This is a genomic window from uncultured Fibrobacter sp. (assembly GCF_900316465.1).
In the GTDB taxonomy this organism is placed as follows: Bacteria; Fibrobacterota; Fibrobacteria; order Fibrobacterales; family Fibrobacteraceae; genus Fibrobacter.
Genome location: NZ_ONDD01000042.1, coordinates 1 through 18,885, shown reverse-complemented (window position 1 = coordinate 18,885; position 18,885 = coordinate 1). Strand labels below are relative to the sequence as shown.

Annotated in this window: 8 protein-coding genes and 1 pseudogene; 1 reads left to right on the top strand and 8 read right to left on the bottom strand. The window is 52.1% G+C overall.

Annotated elements, in window-relative coordinates:
* Positions 1 to 44: 44 nt before the first annotated feature.
* Together QZN53_RS12125 and QZN53_RS12120 are read right to left on the bottom strand one after the other, a co-directional pair.
* On the bottom strand, positions 45 to 1,901 hold the full coding sequence (locus QZN53_RS12125; RefSeq protein ID WP_163439187.1) for an endo-1,4-beta-xylanase: 1,857 nt from the start codon (positions 1,899 to 1,901) through the stop codon (positions 45 to 47).
* A 212-nt stretch (positions 1,902 to 2,113) separates the two neighbouring features.
* Positions 2,114 to 3,871, bottom strand: a complete 1,758-nt coding sequence (locus QZN53_RS12120; RefSeq protein WP_163439186.1) for an endo-1,4-beta-xylanase — start codon at positions 3,869 to 3,871, stop codon at positions 2,114 to 2,116.
* Between the two features lie 275 nt (positions 3,872 to 4,146).
* On the opposite strand from QZN53_RS12120, the gene QZN53_RS12115 reads away from it, so the two are divergent.
* Positions 4,147 to 5,685, top strand: a complete 1,539-nt coding sequence (locus QZN53_RS12115) for a PHB depolymerase family esterase (RefSeq protein WP_163439185.1) — start codon at positions 4,147 to 4,149, stop codon at positions 5,683 to 5,685.
* A 376-nt stretch (positions 5,686 to 6,061) separates the two neighbouring features.
* On the opposite strand, the gene QZN53_RS12110 is transcribed toward QZN53_RS12115, so the two are convergent.
* The 6 genes and pseudogenes from QZN53_RS12110 to QZN53_RS12085 all read right to left on the bottom strand — a co-directional run.
* Complete coding sequence (locus QZN53_RS12110) at positions 6,062 to 7,993, bottom strand: cellulase family glycosylhydrolase (protein WP_163439184.1); 1,932 nt, start codon at positions 7,991 to 7,993, stop codon at positions 6,062 to 6,064.
* Positions 7,994 to 8,176: 183 nt separating this feature from the next.
* A complete protein-coding gene (locus tag QZN53_RS12105) occupies positions 8,177 to 11,665 on the bottom strand; it encodes a glycoside hydrolase family 2 TIM barrel-domain containing protein (protein ID WP_163439183.1) in 3,489 nt (1,162 codons plus the stop codon).
* Positions 11,666 to 11,770: 105 nt separating this feature from the next.
* Positions 11,771 to 13,834 carry a family 43 glycosylhydrolase gene (locus QZN53_RS12100; protein ID WP_294653358.1) on the bottom strand — a complete coding sequence of 688 codons (2,064 nt, stop codon included), beginning with the start codon at positions 13,832 to 13,834 and terminating at the stop codon, positions 11,771 to 11,773.
* Between the two features lie 112 nt (positions 13,835 to 13,946).
* Positions 13,947 to 16,925 (bottom strand): glycoside hydrolase N-terminal domain-containing protein, encoded by a 2,979-nt coding sequence (locus QZN53_RS12095; RefSeq protein WP_163439182.1) that lies wholly within the window; start codon positions 16,923 to 16,925, stop codon positions 13,947 to 13,949.
* A gap of 185 nt (positions 16,926 to 17,110) precedes the next feature.
* Positions 17,111 to 18,193, bottom strand: a complete 1,083-nt coding sequence (locus QZN53_RS12090; RefSeq protein ID WP_294653350.1) for a PDDEXK nuclease domain-containing protein — start codon at positions 18,191 to 18,193, stop codon at positions 17,111 to 17,113.
* A 339-nt stretch (positions 18,194 to 18,532) separates the two neighbouring features.
* Positions 18,533 to 18,885 (bottom strand): annotated as a pseudogene (locus tag QZN53_RS12085) (ORF6N domain-containing protein); the annotation flags it as partial.

Genomic DNA, 18,885 nt, shown 5'->3' with positions numbered 1-18,885 from the left:
CATTCGCCCCGGGACCCGTTGTTTGGTGTATTGAGTTTTGAAATTTACCTAGAAATTCTCACAGACTGCATTTTTCCGGTCCAGCGGTTACGCAGGTAGTAGATACCGGAAGCCTTGATGTCGCCCGTGTTCTGGAGAATTTCGGCAGCGCCTTCGAAACCGTAGGCCGAGAGCACGCCCAAGTTCACGCCGTGTGCATCGAACACAAAGTAGTCCTGCAGGCCGTTTTCATCGATCTGGATGCTCGGCTGGACAAACATCGGATCATCTTCGATTTCAATCGGTTCCGGATCGGTAGCATCTTTACCCTTCACGAAGGTGAAATAGTCGATGTCGAACCAGGAGCCAGTCACCGTCATGCGGAGGATATGCGTGCCGGCCGTGAGGGACACGTTCGCCTTGACCTTGTTGTAGTCGTCGTAGTTTTCTTCGCCGGACTTTGCTGCAGGAACAGTAATCACGTTGGTGAGTTCCTTGCCGTCGAGAGAAAGCTGGAAGCTGGAAGTCGAACCTGCGGCAGCCACGGCTGCGAACATGGTGTAGTCGCCCGCTTCTTTTACGTTCACGGTGTATTCGAGCCAATCGCCTTCGCTGTTGTAGCCCACGATGATGCCGGTCGCCTTCTTGTAGAGGTCAACACCCGTCGTGTCCTTGCGGTAATCCTTCACGTCGCCGTGATTTTCGATATCGCTTTCGCTGTAAGAAACGTTACTCACGCCATTGGTTTCGCCGACACCGGAAATATCAAAGTCTTCGGCTTCGATTTTGCCCGGGATGTCGAATGCAGAGCCCTTGAACAACTTGCGCGGCACAGGTTCGACCGGAGTGAGCACACCCGTCTTGAGGCCAGTCGTGTTCACGCCCTTGTTGCTCTTGAGGTACTCCCTCATCCACTTCAAAGCGGCGCGGTCCTGGCCATTCTTGACAATGCCGGAGCAGCCACTCGCAGTGCCGTTACAGTCGAGCCAAGTGCGACCATAAATGTAGCCCCAAATGGTAATGCCGGCAATGTGTTCGTTTTCCATGAAGTGAGAAATCTGTTCGGAGTAGCACTGCTTCTGGATATTGTCGTCGGTAGTTGCAATGTCGTATTCGCTGATGAACATCGGGGTCTGGGTCTTGTCCCAGATTTCCTTGGTAATGCTCTTGAGCGTATTGATGTTCAAGCAAACGCCGCCGCCACCGGTACCGCCCTGGCCACCGCCCTGGCTCATCATGTCGTGGGCCTGCAAGCCGTATGCGTCAACCGGAGCACCGTTTTTCTTGATGGTCTGGATAAGCTGAATGCCCTGATCCTTGTTCCACTGAACCGTGTTATAGTCGTTATAAATGAGGATAGCCTTCGGCCAACGTTCACGCGCCATCTTGAAGGCGGTCGTTACGAACTGGTAATTGCCACCGTTATCGCCACCGAGTGCCGGAATGATGTTGTTGTTCTTGCCGTAAGGAGAATGATAGCTGTTGTTGCCCGTACGGATAGCCTCGTTCACCACGTCAATCATCTCGATTTCAGGGTAGTGTTCCTTAACCGCATCGAACCAGGCGGTAATCGCCTTCTTGGTTTCATCGACGCTGAGGCCATTGAGCCAGCTCGGATACTGGGAGCCCCACACCAAAGCGTGGAACTTGAAGTGACCCCCGTTCTGCTTTGCCCAGTTATAGGCAGCATCGCAGGCGCCCCAGTTGTACTTGCCGCGCTGACCTTCGACGGAGCCCCACTTACAGCCGTTTTCAGCCGTAGCCTGGTTCCAGAGCGCAGTAAAGTCTGAGCCGACACTATTACTCTGAGTAATGTTACCAATGAACTTGGCTGCGCCATCGGCAAGGCCGGGGCCAGCGAACGACGGAACGGCACAAGAAAGTGCGACCGCCAAAGCAGAGAAAGAAAGTTTCTGTTTCATGAAACCACATCCTTTTTTAAAGTTACACCATGCTCCTATAAAATTATCTCGGCAAAGGCGGAATCGCTCACGGTCTTCAAGGATTTCCATTGATAAAATATCCATAATAATGTAAAGAGCAAGAAACGAGCCCCGGAGCATTCGCCCCAAGGCCCGTTGTTCGGTTTATCTTTTCAAGAGAGAAATTAAGAGTGAAATAGAGCCGAGCGGCCTTATTTCGTTATTTTCACGGACTGCATTTGGCCGGTGGTACGGCTACGCAAGTAGTACACGCCAGAAGTCTTGACGGCGCCGGAATTCTGGAGAATTTCCTTGGCGGCATCGAAACCATAGGCCGAAAGCACGCCCATGCGCACGCCCTGCATGTCGAACACATAGTAGTCCTGCAAGGTATTGTTGTCGAGCTGGATGCTCGGCTGCACAAACTGCGGATCGGCATTGGCGCCCTTCAGGAATTCAATGTAGTCGATATCGAAATACTGCGTGGTCACATCCAGGCGGAGAATATGCTTGCCGGCCGGAAGGGTCACATTAGCCTTTGCAGTGGTATAGTCGTCAAAGCTTGTGCCGGAAACCGAGAGTTCACCCACGGACTCGCCGTCGACAGAGAGGGTGAAGGCGGCAGAACCATTGGCAGCGACAGAAGCGATTGCGGTATATTCGCCCGCTTCGTCAATATTGACTGTATATTCGTACCAGTCGCCATTGGTATTGTAGCCCACAATGTTGCCCGTTGCCTTCTTGTAGATGTCGACATCAGGTGCGTCGGTCTTACGGTAGTCGGAATCGCCGTGGTTTTCGGAATCGCCATCGTTGTAAGACACATTGCTTACGCCGTCGGTTTCGCCGACACCGGTAACATCGAAGTCTTCGGCTTCAATCTTGCCCGGAATAGCAAGATCCTTGAACGCCTTGCGCGGTACCGGTTCAGGCGGGGTGTAAGGTTCTGCATTGTTAAGGCCCGTTTCATTCTTGCCGTCGGCAAGGTGGTTCTTGAAGTAGTCCTTGAGCCAGGTCATGGCCGGACGGTCAGAACCATTCTTGATAATGCCGGAGTTTCCGTTCGTGGTCCAAGTAGCGCCATAGACATAGCCCCAAAGGGTAATGCCTGCGACCTGCTTGGATTCCCAGAAGGCCGGAATCTGTTCGGAATAGCGCTGCTTTTGCTGACTGTCGTTGTCGGTACCGATATCGTATTCGGTAATGTACAAGGGCATCGGTTCGCCCTTCGCATTCTTGACACTCGTCTGAATTTTGTTCAAGGCGCTCTTGAAGTCATTTGCGTTCATGTCGGTCAGGTCATGCGCCTGCTGGCCGTATGCATCGACCGGGGCCCCCTGCTTCACGAGCTTGTTCACGAGGTCGATACCTTCGTTGATCTGCCAGCGGAACGTGTTATAGTCGTTATAAATGAGGACAGCCTTCGGCCAACGTTCGCGCGCCATCTTGAATGCCGTGGCCACGAATTCGTAGTTGCCGTTATCGCCACCGAGAGCCGGGATAATGTTGTTGTTCTTGCCGTAGCCGGAATGGTAGCCGCCGCCCGATTTAATGGCTTCGTTCACCACGTCGATCATTTCGAGGTCGGGGTAATGTTCGGCCACCGCATCAAACCAAGCGGTAATCGCCTTCTTGGTTTCGTCGGTGCTAAGGCCATTGAGCCAGTTGGGGTACTGAGAGCCCCAAACCAAGGCGTGGAACTTGAAATGTCCGTTATTCTTTTTTGCCCAGTTGTAACAGGCATCGCAACCGGACCAATTGTAACGGCCGCGGGTTCCTTCGATAGAGGCCCACTTACATTCGTTTTCGGCGGTAATCTGGTTCCAGTAGGTACCAAAATCGCTTTGAACTTGGCCGCGGGTAGTAATGTTACCCAGGAATTTGGCGCCACCTTCTGCAAGCGGAGCCGCCTGAGCCATGGTTGCAAACGATGCAGCCAAGGCAATCGTAGAGAGAATAGTCTTCTTCATGAACCAACATCCTTTTTAAGGTGTACCAACCAATGATAAATCTACCGCGAAAAAGGCCCGAAAGCCCCCCTTGGGCAAACAGTTCCATTGACAAAACATCCAAGGGCAGGTAAACATTGAAAAACAAAGTCGTTTTAAAACGCTTTTTACACGGAAATGTGTAAGATTTATTCATGGTTACGCAAACTTTACGCAAAATATATTGCATTTCGGCAATAAATGTGTAAATTTATTATGGAGTGAAAACAAAAGGGTATCATAAAAAAGGAGTATTTATGCGTAACCCCAAATTCGCAAGTATCGCTAGCCTGGCACTGCTCGGTCTTTTGAGCAGCCAGGCTTTTGCCTGGAGCATCAGTGGCACTGTCATGAATTCTGACGGCGGCCCGATCGCCGACGTGAAGGTCAACACCTTCAATTTCGGTGGATATGAAACCACCTCGAACGCTAACGGCCAATTCAGCCTCAGCAGCGGAACCGAAGGCTTTTTCAGCGCACAGACGGCAAGCATGACCGCTTCGCTGAGCAACGGAATTTTCTCTCTCTCTAACGTAAACGCTCACCAGCTGAAGATTTCCGTGATCGACGCCTTGGGCAAGGTGACTTACCAGCGTTCCTACTTCGAAATGTACGGATCCGTGAGCATTGACCTTTCGAAGGTTGCCGGACACGGCGCCAAGTTTGTCCGCGTGGCTAAGGATGGAGCCTCGCAGACTTACATGATGAAGGGCAAAAACGCTCTCCTCAAGGAAGGCGAACTGTTGCCGTTCCTGCAGTTCAGCAAGGAAGGCTACGCCAACGCCACCTACCAGATGAAGAGCGAAGTCGAAGAAAACGTTATCATTCAGATGCATTACGTTCCGTTCGACGGTCCTGAAGACAAGTCCAGCTCTAGCGTAGTTGCAAGATCCAGCTCCTCTATCGCAGCTCCGAAGTCATCTAGTTCGGTGGAAGCTCCGAAGTCTTCCAGCAGCAACGCTGGCAGCGATGAACCTATCGTAGTCGATTGCTCCGGCAAGACTGCAAAGGTCGGAGATAACCAAAAAATGTCCGTGAACGTCGACGGCAAGAACCGTACATTCATTATGCATATCCCGAGCGCCTACAAGGGCGACAAGCCGGTACCGCTGGTTATTGACTACCACCCGATTGGCGGTAGTGGCCAGGGCGAATTTGGCAGCTCTCCGTACAAGGCCAAGACTGACCCGGAAGGCGTCATCACGCTTTACCCGGACGGCACCAGCAAACCGGGTGGAATGGGTAACGGCTGGAACGTGGGTCCGTGCTGCTCCAACGATGACGACGTCAAGTTCTCTTACGCTATGATCGATAAGCTCAAAGAAATCGCCTGTATCGACCCGCAGCGCATCTACGCTACCGGTTTCTCGATGGGTGGCGGTATGAGTAACCACGTGGCTTGCATGATGTCTGATGTCTTCGCCGCAGTTGCTCCGGCCGCTATGGACTTGAACAAGACCAACAGCGCCCAGTGCAAGATGTCTCGTCCGATTTCTGTCATCAACTTCCGCGGCACGAACGACCCTGTCTGCAGATATCAGGGCGGCGATAGCGGCTTCAACGATGGTCTGAACTTCCTCGGCGCCGAAGGCACCTTCAATTTCTGGAAAGAAAAGAACGGTTGTACCGGTGCTGCAACAACGAATTCCAACGGCTGTCAGGAATACTCCAACTGCCGTGACGGCGTGAAGGTGGTCCTCTGCACCAAGCAGGGCGGTGGACATGACTACGGTGACGCTAACATTGGCTGGCCGTTCCTGAAGCAATTCACGCTCCCGGCAAGCTTCGTGAAGTAAGCCTCTCTCTCACAAACGAATCTTAGTACTCCTAAGAAATACCTCCTAAAAACCAACCAAAGAATCCACTGCGTACGCGGTGGATTCTTTTTTATAAAGCGGCAACAAGTGCATACCTTAGACAATCGCGGAGCTGCAGAAGTCGCGGGTTGCGGGATTCTTCTTTTGCTGGCAGCAGGCGTCGCGGGACAGCAAGAGTCGCGGGCGATTAGATTGCTTGCCGAGTGGAGGCGACAAGTATCAACTTGTCGTCGGAACGAAGGACGACCGAAGACTGGCTAATCCTTTTGGAGTTCTCATAGACCTTCGCTCGTGTTTATAAAAAACACTCCGGCCCGAGAGCCGGAGTGTCTGTTGCATGGGGGTCGTATGAAACTTATTGTACGCGGAGACGGTGGGTCTTGCCGGAGGTGCGGATGATGTAGACGCCGTTTGCGTAACCGGCCTGCTTTAGGGCGGCGGCGAGCGATTCTGCGGAGGTGGCACCACGGTCGACGCGGCCGAGGTACTTGCCTGTCGCGCTAAAGACGTCAAAGCTTGCGTTTACGCGCTGGAGGGCGGGAGCGGTCGCAAGGCGCGTTGTGCTTTGCGACGGGTCCACGAATTCGAGCCAGTCGAGGTTCACGTAGTTACCCACAATTTCGAGCTTGAGCACGTGTTCGCCTTCAGTAAGATTTACCTTGCCTGCTTCGTATGTCGAATAGGTTTCCCAGTCGGCACCTTGCGGCACGATGATGTTATCTGTAACCGCATTACCGTCGACATAGAGTTTGAAGCCTACATTTTCAGACGATGTGGCGTAGCTTGCGTTAAGATTGTATTCGCCCGACTTGGCGACCTTCACGGTGTATTCGAGCCATTCGCCTTCTTGCGTGTAACCGATGGCGTAGCCATTGCCTGCTTTAACGATATCGACGGCGTCGTCGCGGTACTCACCGCCCTTGTTGTCGTCGTCCTTGTCAGAGTAGGCCTTGCCCGAACCGCCGACGTCGTAATTTTCGACTTCGATCTTGCCCGGGATTGCAGCGGCGACATCCTTATAAGGCGCCTGAGGAATGATCGGTGTAATGTACACGCGGTAGCCGTACTTGGTATTCGTGATATTCACCGGCACCGTAATCTTGCCGTCGCTCACGTCGTATTCCTTGTCGGACACCAGATTCGTCGAGGGTACGGCCTTGTCCTTGTTTTCCCAAACCACGTATTCCACGGTCACATTCACCTTGTTGCCGAATGCAGAAGGAATGCCCGAAATGTTCACATTGATATCGCCCTTGGTGTTTCCGCCGAGCACGATGCTTGCAAAGCCTTTCTTCTTGTCGAGGGCGGCAAAACCATCAACACCATCGCTCTTGTCGTTGGGGGGTACAACCTTTGCCATGTAGCCGCTCATGTCGCCATACCACTTATAGAGCCACCAGCCGCCACCGCGTTCATTGTTCGAGGTGAGAAGGCTTCCCAAGCGACCCGGAAGCGGTACGAACCACCAAGAAATCATGGCGCTTTCGACACCGTGGCGTTCGAACTTGGCGATAAAGGGAACAGACAGGCCCGGGCAACCTTCTTCGCTATGTTCTGTCGAAGAATATTCGTTAATGCTGAGCGGGCGCGGCTTGACGTTGTACTTCTTTTCAAGATTGCGGTAGGTTTCGACAGAGCCCACAAAGCCGCCGCTACCCCACTGGTGCCAACTGACCACGTCGGGCATGCAGTTGTTCTGCGAGCAGTACTTCACGAATTCTTCCATCTTGGAAGCGTGATAGAAAGAATAAGAAGGCCCGATAATCTTTGCACCCGGATCCATCTGGCGGATTAAATCGTAAGTCTGTTTCCAGAGACCCGAATTGAAGTCGATGCTCGATTTCCAGGTGTCGTTCGGTTCGTTCCAGATTTCGTAACCGTCAAAGTTCTTGTTGTTCGATTTGAGTTTGTCGTTGATGACCGACTTGACTTCGTTTTTCCAGTGATCCATGTTCTGGAACTTGTAGGGCCAACCGGGCAAAACGTCGGCCAAGCGAATCTGGATCTTGGCACCGATGCTTTCGACACGGGGAGCTACCAAGAAGGCACCACCAATGCCCTGCTGGCGACCGTTACCGCTGCGCGCCGGAGAAAGGAATACGTTCGGCTTGAGCGGGGCGACATCCTTTTGGATATCGGTCGGAAGCGTCTCGGTAAGACCATAAAGCGAACCCGTCGCCACATGAGTCACCGGCTTGATACTATCGCCCAAGCTTACATTCAAATTTACCGCGGCAAAAACGCTCGCCGGCAAGAAAAACAGAGGAGCTAACTTGTGAAACCTCATAAAATACCATCCCTTATGCAAGATGCACATTGCATCATTCTAAAGATATCCAAAAAAAGCCCAAATTGCGAACTCCCTCACAAAAACACTTTTGCAAAAATTTCAATAGCAAAACCCGCCCGTAAAACGCCCCGGCCGAAACCGGGGCGTTCATTGCATGGGGTGTGGAGGTTCGTTTGTGCGTTAGCGCACGTTAATGCGGTAAGCCGTACCGGTCTTGGACTTGACCAAGTAAGTACCCGAGCGCTTGACCGCGGCCGTTGTCTTGGCCTGCAAATCTTCGATACCAACTGTGCTAAATTTAGCAACAATTCTGCCCTGCATGTCAAACACGCTATAGTCGCGAACGGCATTATTTGCCATTTTTACGCCACTCGGCAGAATCGGGGTCCGACCTTCGGTTTCCTCATTGGCATCTTCGGTAATATCCTTGTCCGGCTGGTTTTCGTAAATCTGCTTGATTTCAGGTTCGCCGTACTTAGCCGGGGCGATTTCCTTGTTCCAGCCGAAGTTGCGGAATCCGAGCAGCGAGTATTCGGTCGGGTCGTTCAACTTTTGGCGGATCGGAGCCAGGCGGAAGGTATGGGAGTATTCGCGGTTCGCCTTGAGCAGGTACGCATCGAGCGGCTGGGCACCCCAGGAATTGATACCGCCAACGCCCATCTGGTGCAAGTCTACGCGGAGCGTAATATCCTTGTCGCGCTTGAGTTCCCACGGGAGCTTTACGTTGGAAAGCTGTTCCGGAGTGTAATGCTGGGCGCTGAATTCCATGCGCGGGTTACCCACAATCATTAAGCCCTTGCCGTCGTTGTTGGTGAGCGTTGCCCACTTGACGTCGGTGCGCTGGCCGGTTTCGCCAATTTCCATGTACTTGATTGTCATAGAATCGGCGAGCGTAGAATAGAGACCCATGAAGCTTCCGCGGTTACGGCCCATGTAGTTTTCATCGGGGCCGCGACCAAACCAGCGGACCTTTTCGTAGCCGCCCGGCACGGTAAAGATTGTACCCACGTTCGGCAAGTAGCTCTTGGAACCATCGGGGTTAAGCGTGTAGCTGACCACGATATCGCCGCTACCGTACACGTAGTAAGTCATCTTCATCTTGGTGCTGCCCACGTCGGGGAACGTGAAGTTGAAGGTCACCTGGGTTTCTTGCTGAGAAACTTCCTTGACTTCGGAGGTCACGTTGCGCTTCAGGCTTGCCTTACGCCATTCGCCATGACCCCTTTCCATATTGAAGCCCTTGTCGTTGTCAATCGGGGCACGCCAGAAGTTCGGAATACCGCCGTTCTTGATAATGGTATCGTTACCGAGAACATAGCTTGCAAGCGTGCCGTTCTTTTCGTCGAAGCGGATCTTGAAATCTTTGCCCTCGATTTCAAGGCCGTTCGCCTTGTTCACCTTGTAAGTCGGCAAGGTGCTGATATCGATTTCAGTAGACCAAAGCTGGCCCAAATCAATGCCGAACTGTTCGTGGGCAATGCTATAGCCGGCCTTAGCCCAGAGTTCATCGTTCTTGAGGCGGAAATCGAGATCCAAGAAGTACTCGGCACCAACTGTGGTTTCGATTTTCGGCATGTCAATCGTGATTTCCTTCTTTTCGTTCGGGCCAACGTTCATCTGCGAACCGCTCAGTTTGCCCTCCTTGATGACCTTGCCGTTTTCCTTGATAGACCAGTAGCCATCGAGGAAATCTCCCAGGTTCTTGTAGAGGTAGCGGCTTTCGATCTGAATCTTGCCCTTAGCGGCGTCAACGTTCTTGACGCGGACCTGAGCGTACTGATACTTGACTTCCCACATTTCGGGCTGAATCGATCTGTCGGGGAACACGAGGCCGTTCGCGCAGAAGTTGTCGTCGTTCTGCCAGTCGCCCCACATGCCGCCGAATTCAAAGTACGGCGTACCCTTATGGCGCAGGCCCTGGTCAATGAAGTCCCAAATAAAGCCACCGAAGCTGCGCGGGTTGCCGTAGAAGGCATCCATATATTCTTGCAGGTCGCCAACGGAGTTACCCATGGCGTGTTCGTATTCGCAAAGCATAATCGGCTTGTTGGCGTCCTTATAGTTACGCACGGCGTCGGGGCCATAGTACATCCAGCTGTTCACATCGGCGTTATTCCAGTCGCCTTCGTAATGCACAAAGCGGGTGGAGTCAATCTGGTGGGCGCGTTCGCGTTCCGAGGCGAACACGTTACCATTACCGGCTTCGTTACCCAAAGACCACAAGATAATGCAGGGGTGGTTCTTGTCTCGCTGCACCATGGAATTCATACGGTCCACAGCGGGGGCACGCCAGTCGTCGCTATTCTTGGGCAAGCTGTTGTTTGCACCATGGCTTTCGACGTTTGCTTCGTCAATCACGTAAATGCCGTACTTGTCGCAAAGATCGTACATGTAGGGGTTATTCGGATAGTGCGACATACGCAGCGCGTTAATGTTAAAGCGCTTCATGAGAATCACGTCTTTTTCCATGCGATCGTATGTAACCGCGCGGCCGTTATCCGGGTCGAGTTCATGGCGGTCAACACCATGGAATTTCACCGGCATACCGTTCACGTACAGGCGCGGAGCACCGTTATCCTTCTTGATTTCGATCTTGCGGAAACCGATCTTGTTGCTTTCGACCTGAATCACCTTGCCGCTAGCATCTTTAATGGCAAGCACCGCCGTATAAAGGTTCGGCGTTTCGGCAGACCAGCGATCCGGTTTTGTAATCGGCAATTCAAAGTGTACGCTCTTTTCGCCCTTCGAACCAATGCCAGAAACCTTCTGTGCCGACGGGGAAATCACTTCGGTACCCTTGTCGTTGTACAGAGAAAGTTCCACAGTGAATTCGCTGGAAGCCGAGCCCGTAGAATTGTAAATCCAGGCTGTCGTCTTCAGCAAGCCATCGGTATAGTTGTTCGTGAGCGTCGCATCGATCTGGAAATCCTGAATATGCACTTCAGGGACTGCATACAGGTACACATCGCGGAAAATACCGGCGAGACGAATGAAGTCCTGGTCTTCGAGCCAAGAACCATCGCACCAGCGGAACACCTGAACAGAGACGTTGTTTTCGCCTTTGCGCAAGTACTTGTTGATATCGAATTCATGGTCCGTAAAGGTGTCTTCGGCGTAGCCTACGTAGTTGCCGTTCACCCAAACGTAGTAGGCGGATTCAACACCTTCAAAGTGCAGGCGAATGCGTTTGCCGCTCCACTTTTCGGGAATGGTGAAGTTACGGCGGTAATGGCCCACCGGGTTAAAGTTGGTAGGGGCTGCAGGTGCAGACACGTTATGGGTCTGCGCCCACGGGTAAACCACGTTGGTGTAAATCGGGTGGTCGTAGCCAAACAGCTGCCAAGACGACGGCACCGGAATTTCGTTCCAGCCGGACACATCGTAGTTGTCTTTGTAGAAATCGTTATTGCGCTGGGCGGGCTTTTCAACATGGAAAAATTTCCACTTACCCGAAAGTGTCTGGTACCACTCAGAAGCGTGGCGGTCACCCTTCACGGCCTCTTCGACCGTAGAGTACGGCATAGACGTGACGTGCGGCGTAAGCGCATTCACCGCAAACACACGCGGTTTGCCGTTCCATTCATCGTTGGGTTGAGCATTTGCAGTGGATGCCAACGCTGCGCAAAGGGCTGCACACGTTACAGCAGACGAAACCAAGAAGTTTTTCATAAGAAACCTCACTTTAAAATCCACACCAATAAGAAAAATACCCCTTTTTAAGGGGTATTTACACGCTGTTTACACAATTTCTGTTGACATTTTATCAATGGGGTGCTAGCGGACTTGTACGCGGAGGGTCTTGTTCAGACCGACAGAGCGCAAAATGTACATGCCGTTTGCAAACCCAGCATTTTTAAGGGTTGCGGCCATGTTCGCGCCTGTATTTTCAACACGGCCGAGGAACTTGCCGGTAGCACCGAACACGTTGTAGAGAGAAACCTTCTGGGCATCGAGACGCACCGTTTTTGCAATCGACGTCTTGTTCGGATCGGTGAACTGGAGCCAGTCTACATTCAAGTAACCGCCGGTAATCAGGAGCTTGAGCACATGTTCGCCCTTCTTGAGTTCCACGGAACCCACGTCTATTACTTTGTACGTAGTCCATACGCTGTCAACCTTCGGGAACACCACCGATTCGGTGATTTCCTTGTCGTCAATGAACAGCTGCATTGCAGATGTTTCGAAGGCGGTCGCCACGTTCGCGGTAATGTCGTACTTGGCGTCGGCCGTAACGTTGATGGTGTACTCTACCCATTCGCCGTCGTTCGTGTAACCGATAGCATAGCCCGCACAGGCGGCGTCGCCGCACTTGGAATCGCTAATGTCTACGACGTCGACTTCGTCTTCGCGGTAGGCCTTGCCCTGGTTTTCGCGGTCATTGTCGTAGAAGGCCTTATTGTGGCCGCCCACGTCGTAATTTTCGGCTTCGATCTTGCCCGGAATCTTTGCAGCCACTTCCTTGTAAGGAGTCTGCGGCACAGCGGTCTTTTCGCTTTCCATGTACCAGTAGTCAAAATCGAACCCGCCCTGCTTTACCACGAAGAACAAGTCATCGACGCCTGCGGCATCAGTCAAGTCGAACGAATTTTCTTGCCAGGCAGAACTAGACGGAATATTCATTGTAGCAAGGAGCGCACCGTTTTCGGAACCGGCATGGAGTTCAAGCTTACCGCCGTTGCCCCTAGTGCAAACGATAATGCGGTCGGCACCGTCGCCCATGTCAACAGAGCGTACCTTGGTATAGAAGCTGTTACCCATATTGGTCAGGTAAACCGCACCGTTTTGAGCCTTCACATGTTCGATGATGGTGTAGCCGCCCGACGTATTGACAGTCATGCCGCCAACCCAAGACTTGGTTTCGGCTTCCACGCGCACGAACGGGTCAAGGTTCTTGATGGGCTTTACGACGCCATTGTTGGTAGCGCGGATAGTGGGAATGGTACCGTCGGCATTCCAGGTGAATTCTTCAATTGCGGTAGAACGGCTGTAGCCGCCACCTTTCACGTTCTTCTGGTTGTGATAGAAGAAGAAGCTGCGGCCCTTAAAGTCGACAATGCCGGAGTGAACGGTGAACGCGGCACCCGGTTCGCTTTTCGGCATAATGACGCCCTTGTAGGTCCAGGGACCCGTCGGGGAATCACTCCAGGAATAGTCAATGGATTCGGGAATGCCACCGGCGGCGTAAATCATGTAATATTTTTTTCCGCGCTTGTGGATCCACGGGCCTTCGGTATACTTGCCGTTAAAGGTGCTCATGTCGGAGACCTTGATTTCGCTTGCGCATTCAATCATGTTCTCCTTGAGGGGGCAATAATAGAGCTTCGGGTTACCCCAGTAGAGCCATGCCTGGCCATCGTCGTCAATAAATACGGTGGGGTCGATGTAGTCCCAGTTGGGGCCCGCCAGGTGCTTGCCGTTCAGGGCATCCTTGAAGGGGCCTTCCTTCTTGTCGGACACACCCACGTTAATGGCGCGGCCGCCGCGGGTGGATTCCACCGTCACGTAATAATAGTACTTGTCATTGCGGCGAATGCATTGAGAAGCCCAGTCGCCGTTTTTCTTGGCAGAACCGTTGAAGTCACCCGCTTCCAGAATGAGGGTGTTCATGTCGGTCCAGTTCACCATATCCGTGGTGCACGATACGCGCCAGCCGTGCATCGTAAAAAAGCTACCGCCCTCGTCGTTGCCGGAATAGGTGCAAAGCGTATCGCCGAACACGACAGGCGCCGGGTCCGGAGAATAATAGGTCTGGATAAGCGGATTTTCGGCCATGGCCTGCGTGCAAAGCCCGAAACCAACCAAGGCGACAGCCGCCTTAATGTTCTTCACAAACATCATAATTCATCCCTTTACGCCCCCACAGGAGCGATTTTCTTTACTCACCCCTCTAAAATTAACCCCAAAAAAGGCCAAAATTCCACGCGAAAAGGCATTTCGCGTGGACAAGTTATCAATATGCCTTGATTTTGAGCGTTTTTTGCAGGTTACCGCTCTTGACAACCGCAATGTAAGTCCCCTGCAGCAGGCGGCCATTCTTGCCGAATTCCACCAAGGAATTGCCGCTACCCTGCCGTTTTGCCACCAGATTGCCGTTCGCCGTATACAGGCGGGCTTCAAAATCGCCATCGGCATTCACCATCAGGGCCACCGAGGCGCGGGCCATCGACACTTGGCGAACCGAGAGTGCGCTCGCCACACGCACCGCCGTCGGAATGGCCGTCGGATCGCTATCGAAACTGAACCAGTCCACATTCATCAGGTACGTGTCGCTTCCGTTATAAGTGAACTTGAGCTTCTGTTCGCCCTTGGGCAAATCGATCGCGGTCGAAGTTTCATACCAGTCATTCCAACCTTCAGTCTTTGCGGGGTCCACCGTAAGCGTCGCAAGCGCCTTGCCCGTAGAATCGGACACCGTAATGGTCGACTTTTCTTCGGCACCAGAGGCTACGCGGGCGGTGAGCTTGTAAGCGCCTGCAGCCGGAACCTTCACCAGGTATTCGCTGTAATCGCCATCGTTAATCCAGCCGAGATTCGGCTCGCCATCGGTATCGGGCTCGATTTGCACGCCGTCCATGGCGATGTAGCTTTCGGCCTGGATCTTGCCCGGAATGACCACCGGTTCGAACGGCTGATTCGTGAGCTTGAGGTTGCCATCGAATTCATAAACCTTGCCCGGAACCGTGGTGGTCGTAAACTTGTTAGAGCCATTCACCAGGTTCAGCGTCTGGCCCACATCGGACTTGATGGCCACATAAGTGAGCTTGCCACCCTTCCAGGCCATGGAATCGATTTCGAAACCGCCGCGGGCGCGAATACCCTTGATGCTACCGTCCTTCCACTGAGAAGGGAGTGCCGGCAACAAGTTGATTCGGCCGTTGTGGCTCTGCATGAGCATTTCGTTCACGCCCGAGACCGCACCGAAGTTACCGTCAATCTGGAACGGCGGGTGGGAATCGAACAAATTATTATAAGTCTTGTTCGGCGTAAGCAGCATGCGAATCATCGTGTAAGCGTGATCGCCGTCGTGCATGCGCGCCCAGAAATTGATCTTCCAAGCGAGCGACCAGCCGGTCGCATCGTCACCGCGCTGCTTGAGCGTAACGCCCGCGCCCTTGATCAGGTCAGGGGTCTCTTCGGGCGTAATCTGTGCGCTCGGGAAAAGGCCGTACAAGTGCGAAATATGGCGGTTCTTGTTGTTCGGGTCATCCCAATCCTGCAGCCATTCCGTAATCTGGCCGTACTTGCCCGTCTTTGTAGGCGGGAGCCGCTTTACCACCGCTTCCATCTTGGCACGAACATCTTCATCGACGCCCAGAATCTTGGAAGCCTCGATGGTGTAATTCAGCACGTCGCGAATAATCTGGTTATCCATGGTCGGGCCAAAGCACACATTGTAACCGCCGTGATCGTTTTCCGGCGAATCGCTCGGCGCCGTGACCAAGTACTTGTTGCCGGTTTCGGGCTCTTCGATAAGGCTATTCACAAAGAAGAGCGCCGCCCCCTTCATGGTCGAATAAACGTCTTGCAAGTAGGCCTTGTCGGTCGGGTTGAACAGGTAATGTTCCCACAAATGCGTGCTTAGCCAGCCGGCACCCGTCGGCCACAAGCCCCACGCGCCATCGATCGGAGCGGTACGGTTCCAGAGGTCGGTATTGTGGTGTTCCACCCAGCCTTCGTCTACGCCCCAGTGCACCTTGGCCGTCTTTTCGCCCTGCGGTACCATGCTCTTGATTTTATCGATGAGCGGCCACACGCATTCACCCAGGTTCGCTGTTTCGACCGGCCAGTAGTTCATTTCGAGGTTAATGTTGGTGGTGTACTTGCTGCCCCAAACCGGGTTCGTGTCCTTGTTCCAAATGCCCTGCAAGTTGGCCGGCTGGCCACCCTTACGCGAGCTAGAAATCAGCAAGTAACGCCCGAATTGATAGTGCAATTCAACAAGCGAGGGGTCATTGGTAGAATTGAAATTCTTGACGCGGGTGCTGGTAATGTCGCCTGCGCTCTTGTCGGGTTCGCCCAAGTTCAAAGAGACTCGATTGAAAATCGTCTGGTAATCCTTGAGGTGCGCGGCAAGCAAGTCTTCGTAAGATTTTTTTGCGACCTTGGACATAATCTCGGTTGCGATTGCGCCCGGATTGCCCGAGACATCGTTATAAGACTTGAAGTTCGTAGCGGTAGTGAGCACCAGCATCGCAGAGTTTGCGCCCTGCACGTTGATTTTGCCGTTCGCGACCGAAACCGTGCCGCCGTCGGCCACCACGTTCAGGCGATTCTGGAACTTGATGGAATTCACCGTCACGTCGTAAACGAGCGTGTTGCCGCTGCTGGACATGCTGTTGCTACGGTGCGGAGTCGTCATGGTGGCGCCAAAGCTCACCGAGCCGCTCTTGTCGGCCGTGAGGCGCACCACGATCACATGGTCCGGGTAGCTTGCAAAATATTCGCGGGTGTAGTTGACGCCACCGGCCGTATACGTGGTCTTGGCGATAGCTGTTTTCAGGTCGAGTTCGCGGCGGTAATTGGTAGCGCCCGAATGCGACGTGGTAATCACCAAATCGCCCACCGGCTGGAAACTTGCCGGGCCCGGACCAATCATATAATTAGATACAATGGATTCTGCCGTGCGGTAGTCGCCACGGAACATGGCATCGCGGGCATCTTTCAAGTGGCTTGCAGCGCCCTGCTTGTTGTTATCGCCAGGGCCACCCGACCAAACGGTACTTTCATTCAGGCCGATAATGTCTTTTGCAACGCCACCGTAGACAATGCCGCCCATGTAGCCGTTGCCAATGGGCAAAGCATCGGTAAACGAGGTACCCGCATCGCTATTGTACCACAGTTTTAGGGGATTTTCGGCAGCGAAAGCCACAGGTGCAAACACCGTCGCCGCACACGCCAAAGTACCAAACACTAAGCCCAGCGTTCTCATAAGAACTCCTAAAAATTTCCAACCACAATAAAATTAGCCCCAAAAACAGGCTAAAAACCACCCCAAAAGACACTTTTTGTTGATTTTTTATCAATGGGAGTGGGTTGTTGCATATTGTGCTGAGCCTGCCTGCGCAATTCCATGAAGGTATTCCGGCCATCCAACTTGAAGCCAAATTTGTGATTTCAAGTCACCTTCCTTTTTTTCTTCATTTTCATTTCTGCCATAGTACGATCAACAACCTCCCTCAACTTGTATGTTGCCACACCTAACGGTTTGTTAATATCCTTGAGCGACCACTCTACAACCGTCTTATCTGTTGATTTGCAAATAATCAGACCCACGGAAGGATTATCTCCTTCACCACGAAGTAGTTCATCTGCTGCTGTTACATAAAAATTGAGTTTGCCAGCAAACTCCGGTGTGTACTTAACAACCTTAAGGTCAATAATGACATATCTATGCTGCGGAATAAAATAAAAAATCAAGTCCGGGAAAAACGCCTGACCACCTGGCATTCGAAATTCCATTTGACGCCCGACATACGAAAATCCCTTCCCCAATTCCAACAAAAACTGCGTTACATTGGCAATAAGAGCATCTTCAAGATCACCTTCTTCGTATTTTTCCTGCATCTTTAAGAATTCAAAATGATAGGGGTCCTTCAAAATTTCCTTTGCAATTTTTTCCTGAGAAGAAGGCAAGGTCTTGTCGAAATTAGTGACCGCAGTTCCCTTTGCTTGAAATAGATTGGCGTCAATGTATGCGTTTAATGCGGGACGAGACCATCCATTATTCACTACATTATTTACATAAAACATCGCTTCGTCTATTAATTGACATCGAGAAACAATATCTATATGCTGTCCCCAGGGAACCTTACCAAAGATCTTGGGCATCTCCAATTGGCCAACGGCCCGTTGGCCTTTTTTTATTCGATCAAAATAGAACAAATACCATTGCTTCATATACTTCACATTCGTGAAAGAAAAGCCCGTTTCGTTTGGAAATGATCGACGCATGTCAAGCGCAAACTGTTTTACAACTCCAGTTCCCCAACGTTCTTCAGCACGTAACGCTACTAAATCGCGACCTATCCCCCAGTAAAATTCCAGCATTTCTGTGTTCACGCGAATTGATGCTTTTGTTTGGCTCTGACGAAAACGCTGTTTTATGTCCGACAACCATTCAACATAACTGCTATCCGCCACCATTCCATCACGAAACACAAACATCGACCCGTTTTTTGAGTCTTTCTTTTTAGCCATGCAGCCTCCATGTAGCCGCGTTCGCGGCTAGTTGATGTTAGAGGCGTCCCCTTTACTCCGAAATCCCGGAATAAAAAAAAGACGCATTTCTCCATTAGACGGAGAAACACGTCGGGCATTAATGTACCTAATATTCAGAATCTTGGCTAGGGGAGCAAGAAAATTTTACAGTCACCCAACCTTTTATCCAACCTATCGCCCAACCGCTGCCGCACATCAAAATAGAACGATGTCCGCATTGGAGGCCGCAATTTGCGACCTTCATTTGTAACTAGAAATTTTGGGCAACACTGTTGCCCCAATTTGATAGACAGTGTCCGTCAAATTTGATGAGCCATTTTACCTTCTTGGTTGCTCCGACACTTCCTCAAACATGTTCCGGTATGCATCAACGTCGTCCAGTTGCACGATGGTTGTAATCTTGTTGCCGGCATCTTTGGAAGACGCCCCGCAATGGTACAACTTTTCGCTCTTGGTCTTGAAATCCACGAGAATGTAGCGGTCGTGGAACTTGTGCGCAGCAGAAACCTTGTCAATCGAAACGCCCGGCATCGCTGCCCGATAATCGTTGAGCATGTCGTCTGTCAGGCGGGTGTACCGGTCACTCGCAATCAGTATAGAGACGCCCTTGCGCACGTTCCGGAGCAAATTCAGCGTCTTGACATCTACATAGTTATCTACAATCAGCACCG

What these genes read in the sequence shown, in the direction of transcription:
- QZN53_RS12125 (WP_163439187.1), bottom strand. Translation starts at nt 1,901, where the DNA reads ATGAAACAGAAACTTTCTTTCTCTGCTTTGGCGGTCGCACTTTCTTGT.
- QZN53_RS12120 (WP_163439186.1), bottom strand. Translation starts at nt 3,871, where the DNA reads ATGAAGAAGACTATTCTCTCTACGATTGCCTTGGCTGCATCGTTTGCA.
- QZN53_RS12115 (WP_163439185.1), top strand. Translation starts at nt 4,147, where the DNA reads ATGCGTAACCCCAAATTCGCAAGTATCGCTAGCCTGGCACTGCTCGGT.
- QZN53_RS12110 (WP_163439184.1), bottom strand. Translation starts at nt 7,993, where the DNA reads ATGAGGTTTCACAAGTTAGCTCCTCTGTTTTTCTTGCCGGCGAGCGTT.
- QZN53_RS12105 (WP_163439183.1), bottom strand. Translation starts at nt 11,665, where the DNA reads ATGAAAAACTTCTTGGTTTCGTCTGCTGTAACGTGTGCAGCCCTTTGC.
- QZN53_RS12100 (WP_294653358.1), bottom strand. Translation starts at nt 13,834, where the DNA reads ATGATGTTTGTGAAGAACATTAAGGCGGCTGTCGCCTTGGTTGGTTTC.
- QZN53_RS12095 (WP_163439182.1), bottom strand. Translation starts at nt 16,925, where the DNA reads ATGAGAACGCTGGGCTTAGTGTTTGGTACTTTGGCGTGTGCGGCGACG.
- QZN53_RS12090 (WP_294653350.1), bottom strand. Translation starts at nt 18,193, where the DNA reads ATGGCTAAAAAGAAAGACTCAAAAAACGGGTCGATGTTTGTGTTTCGT.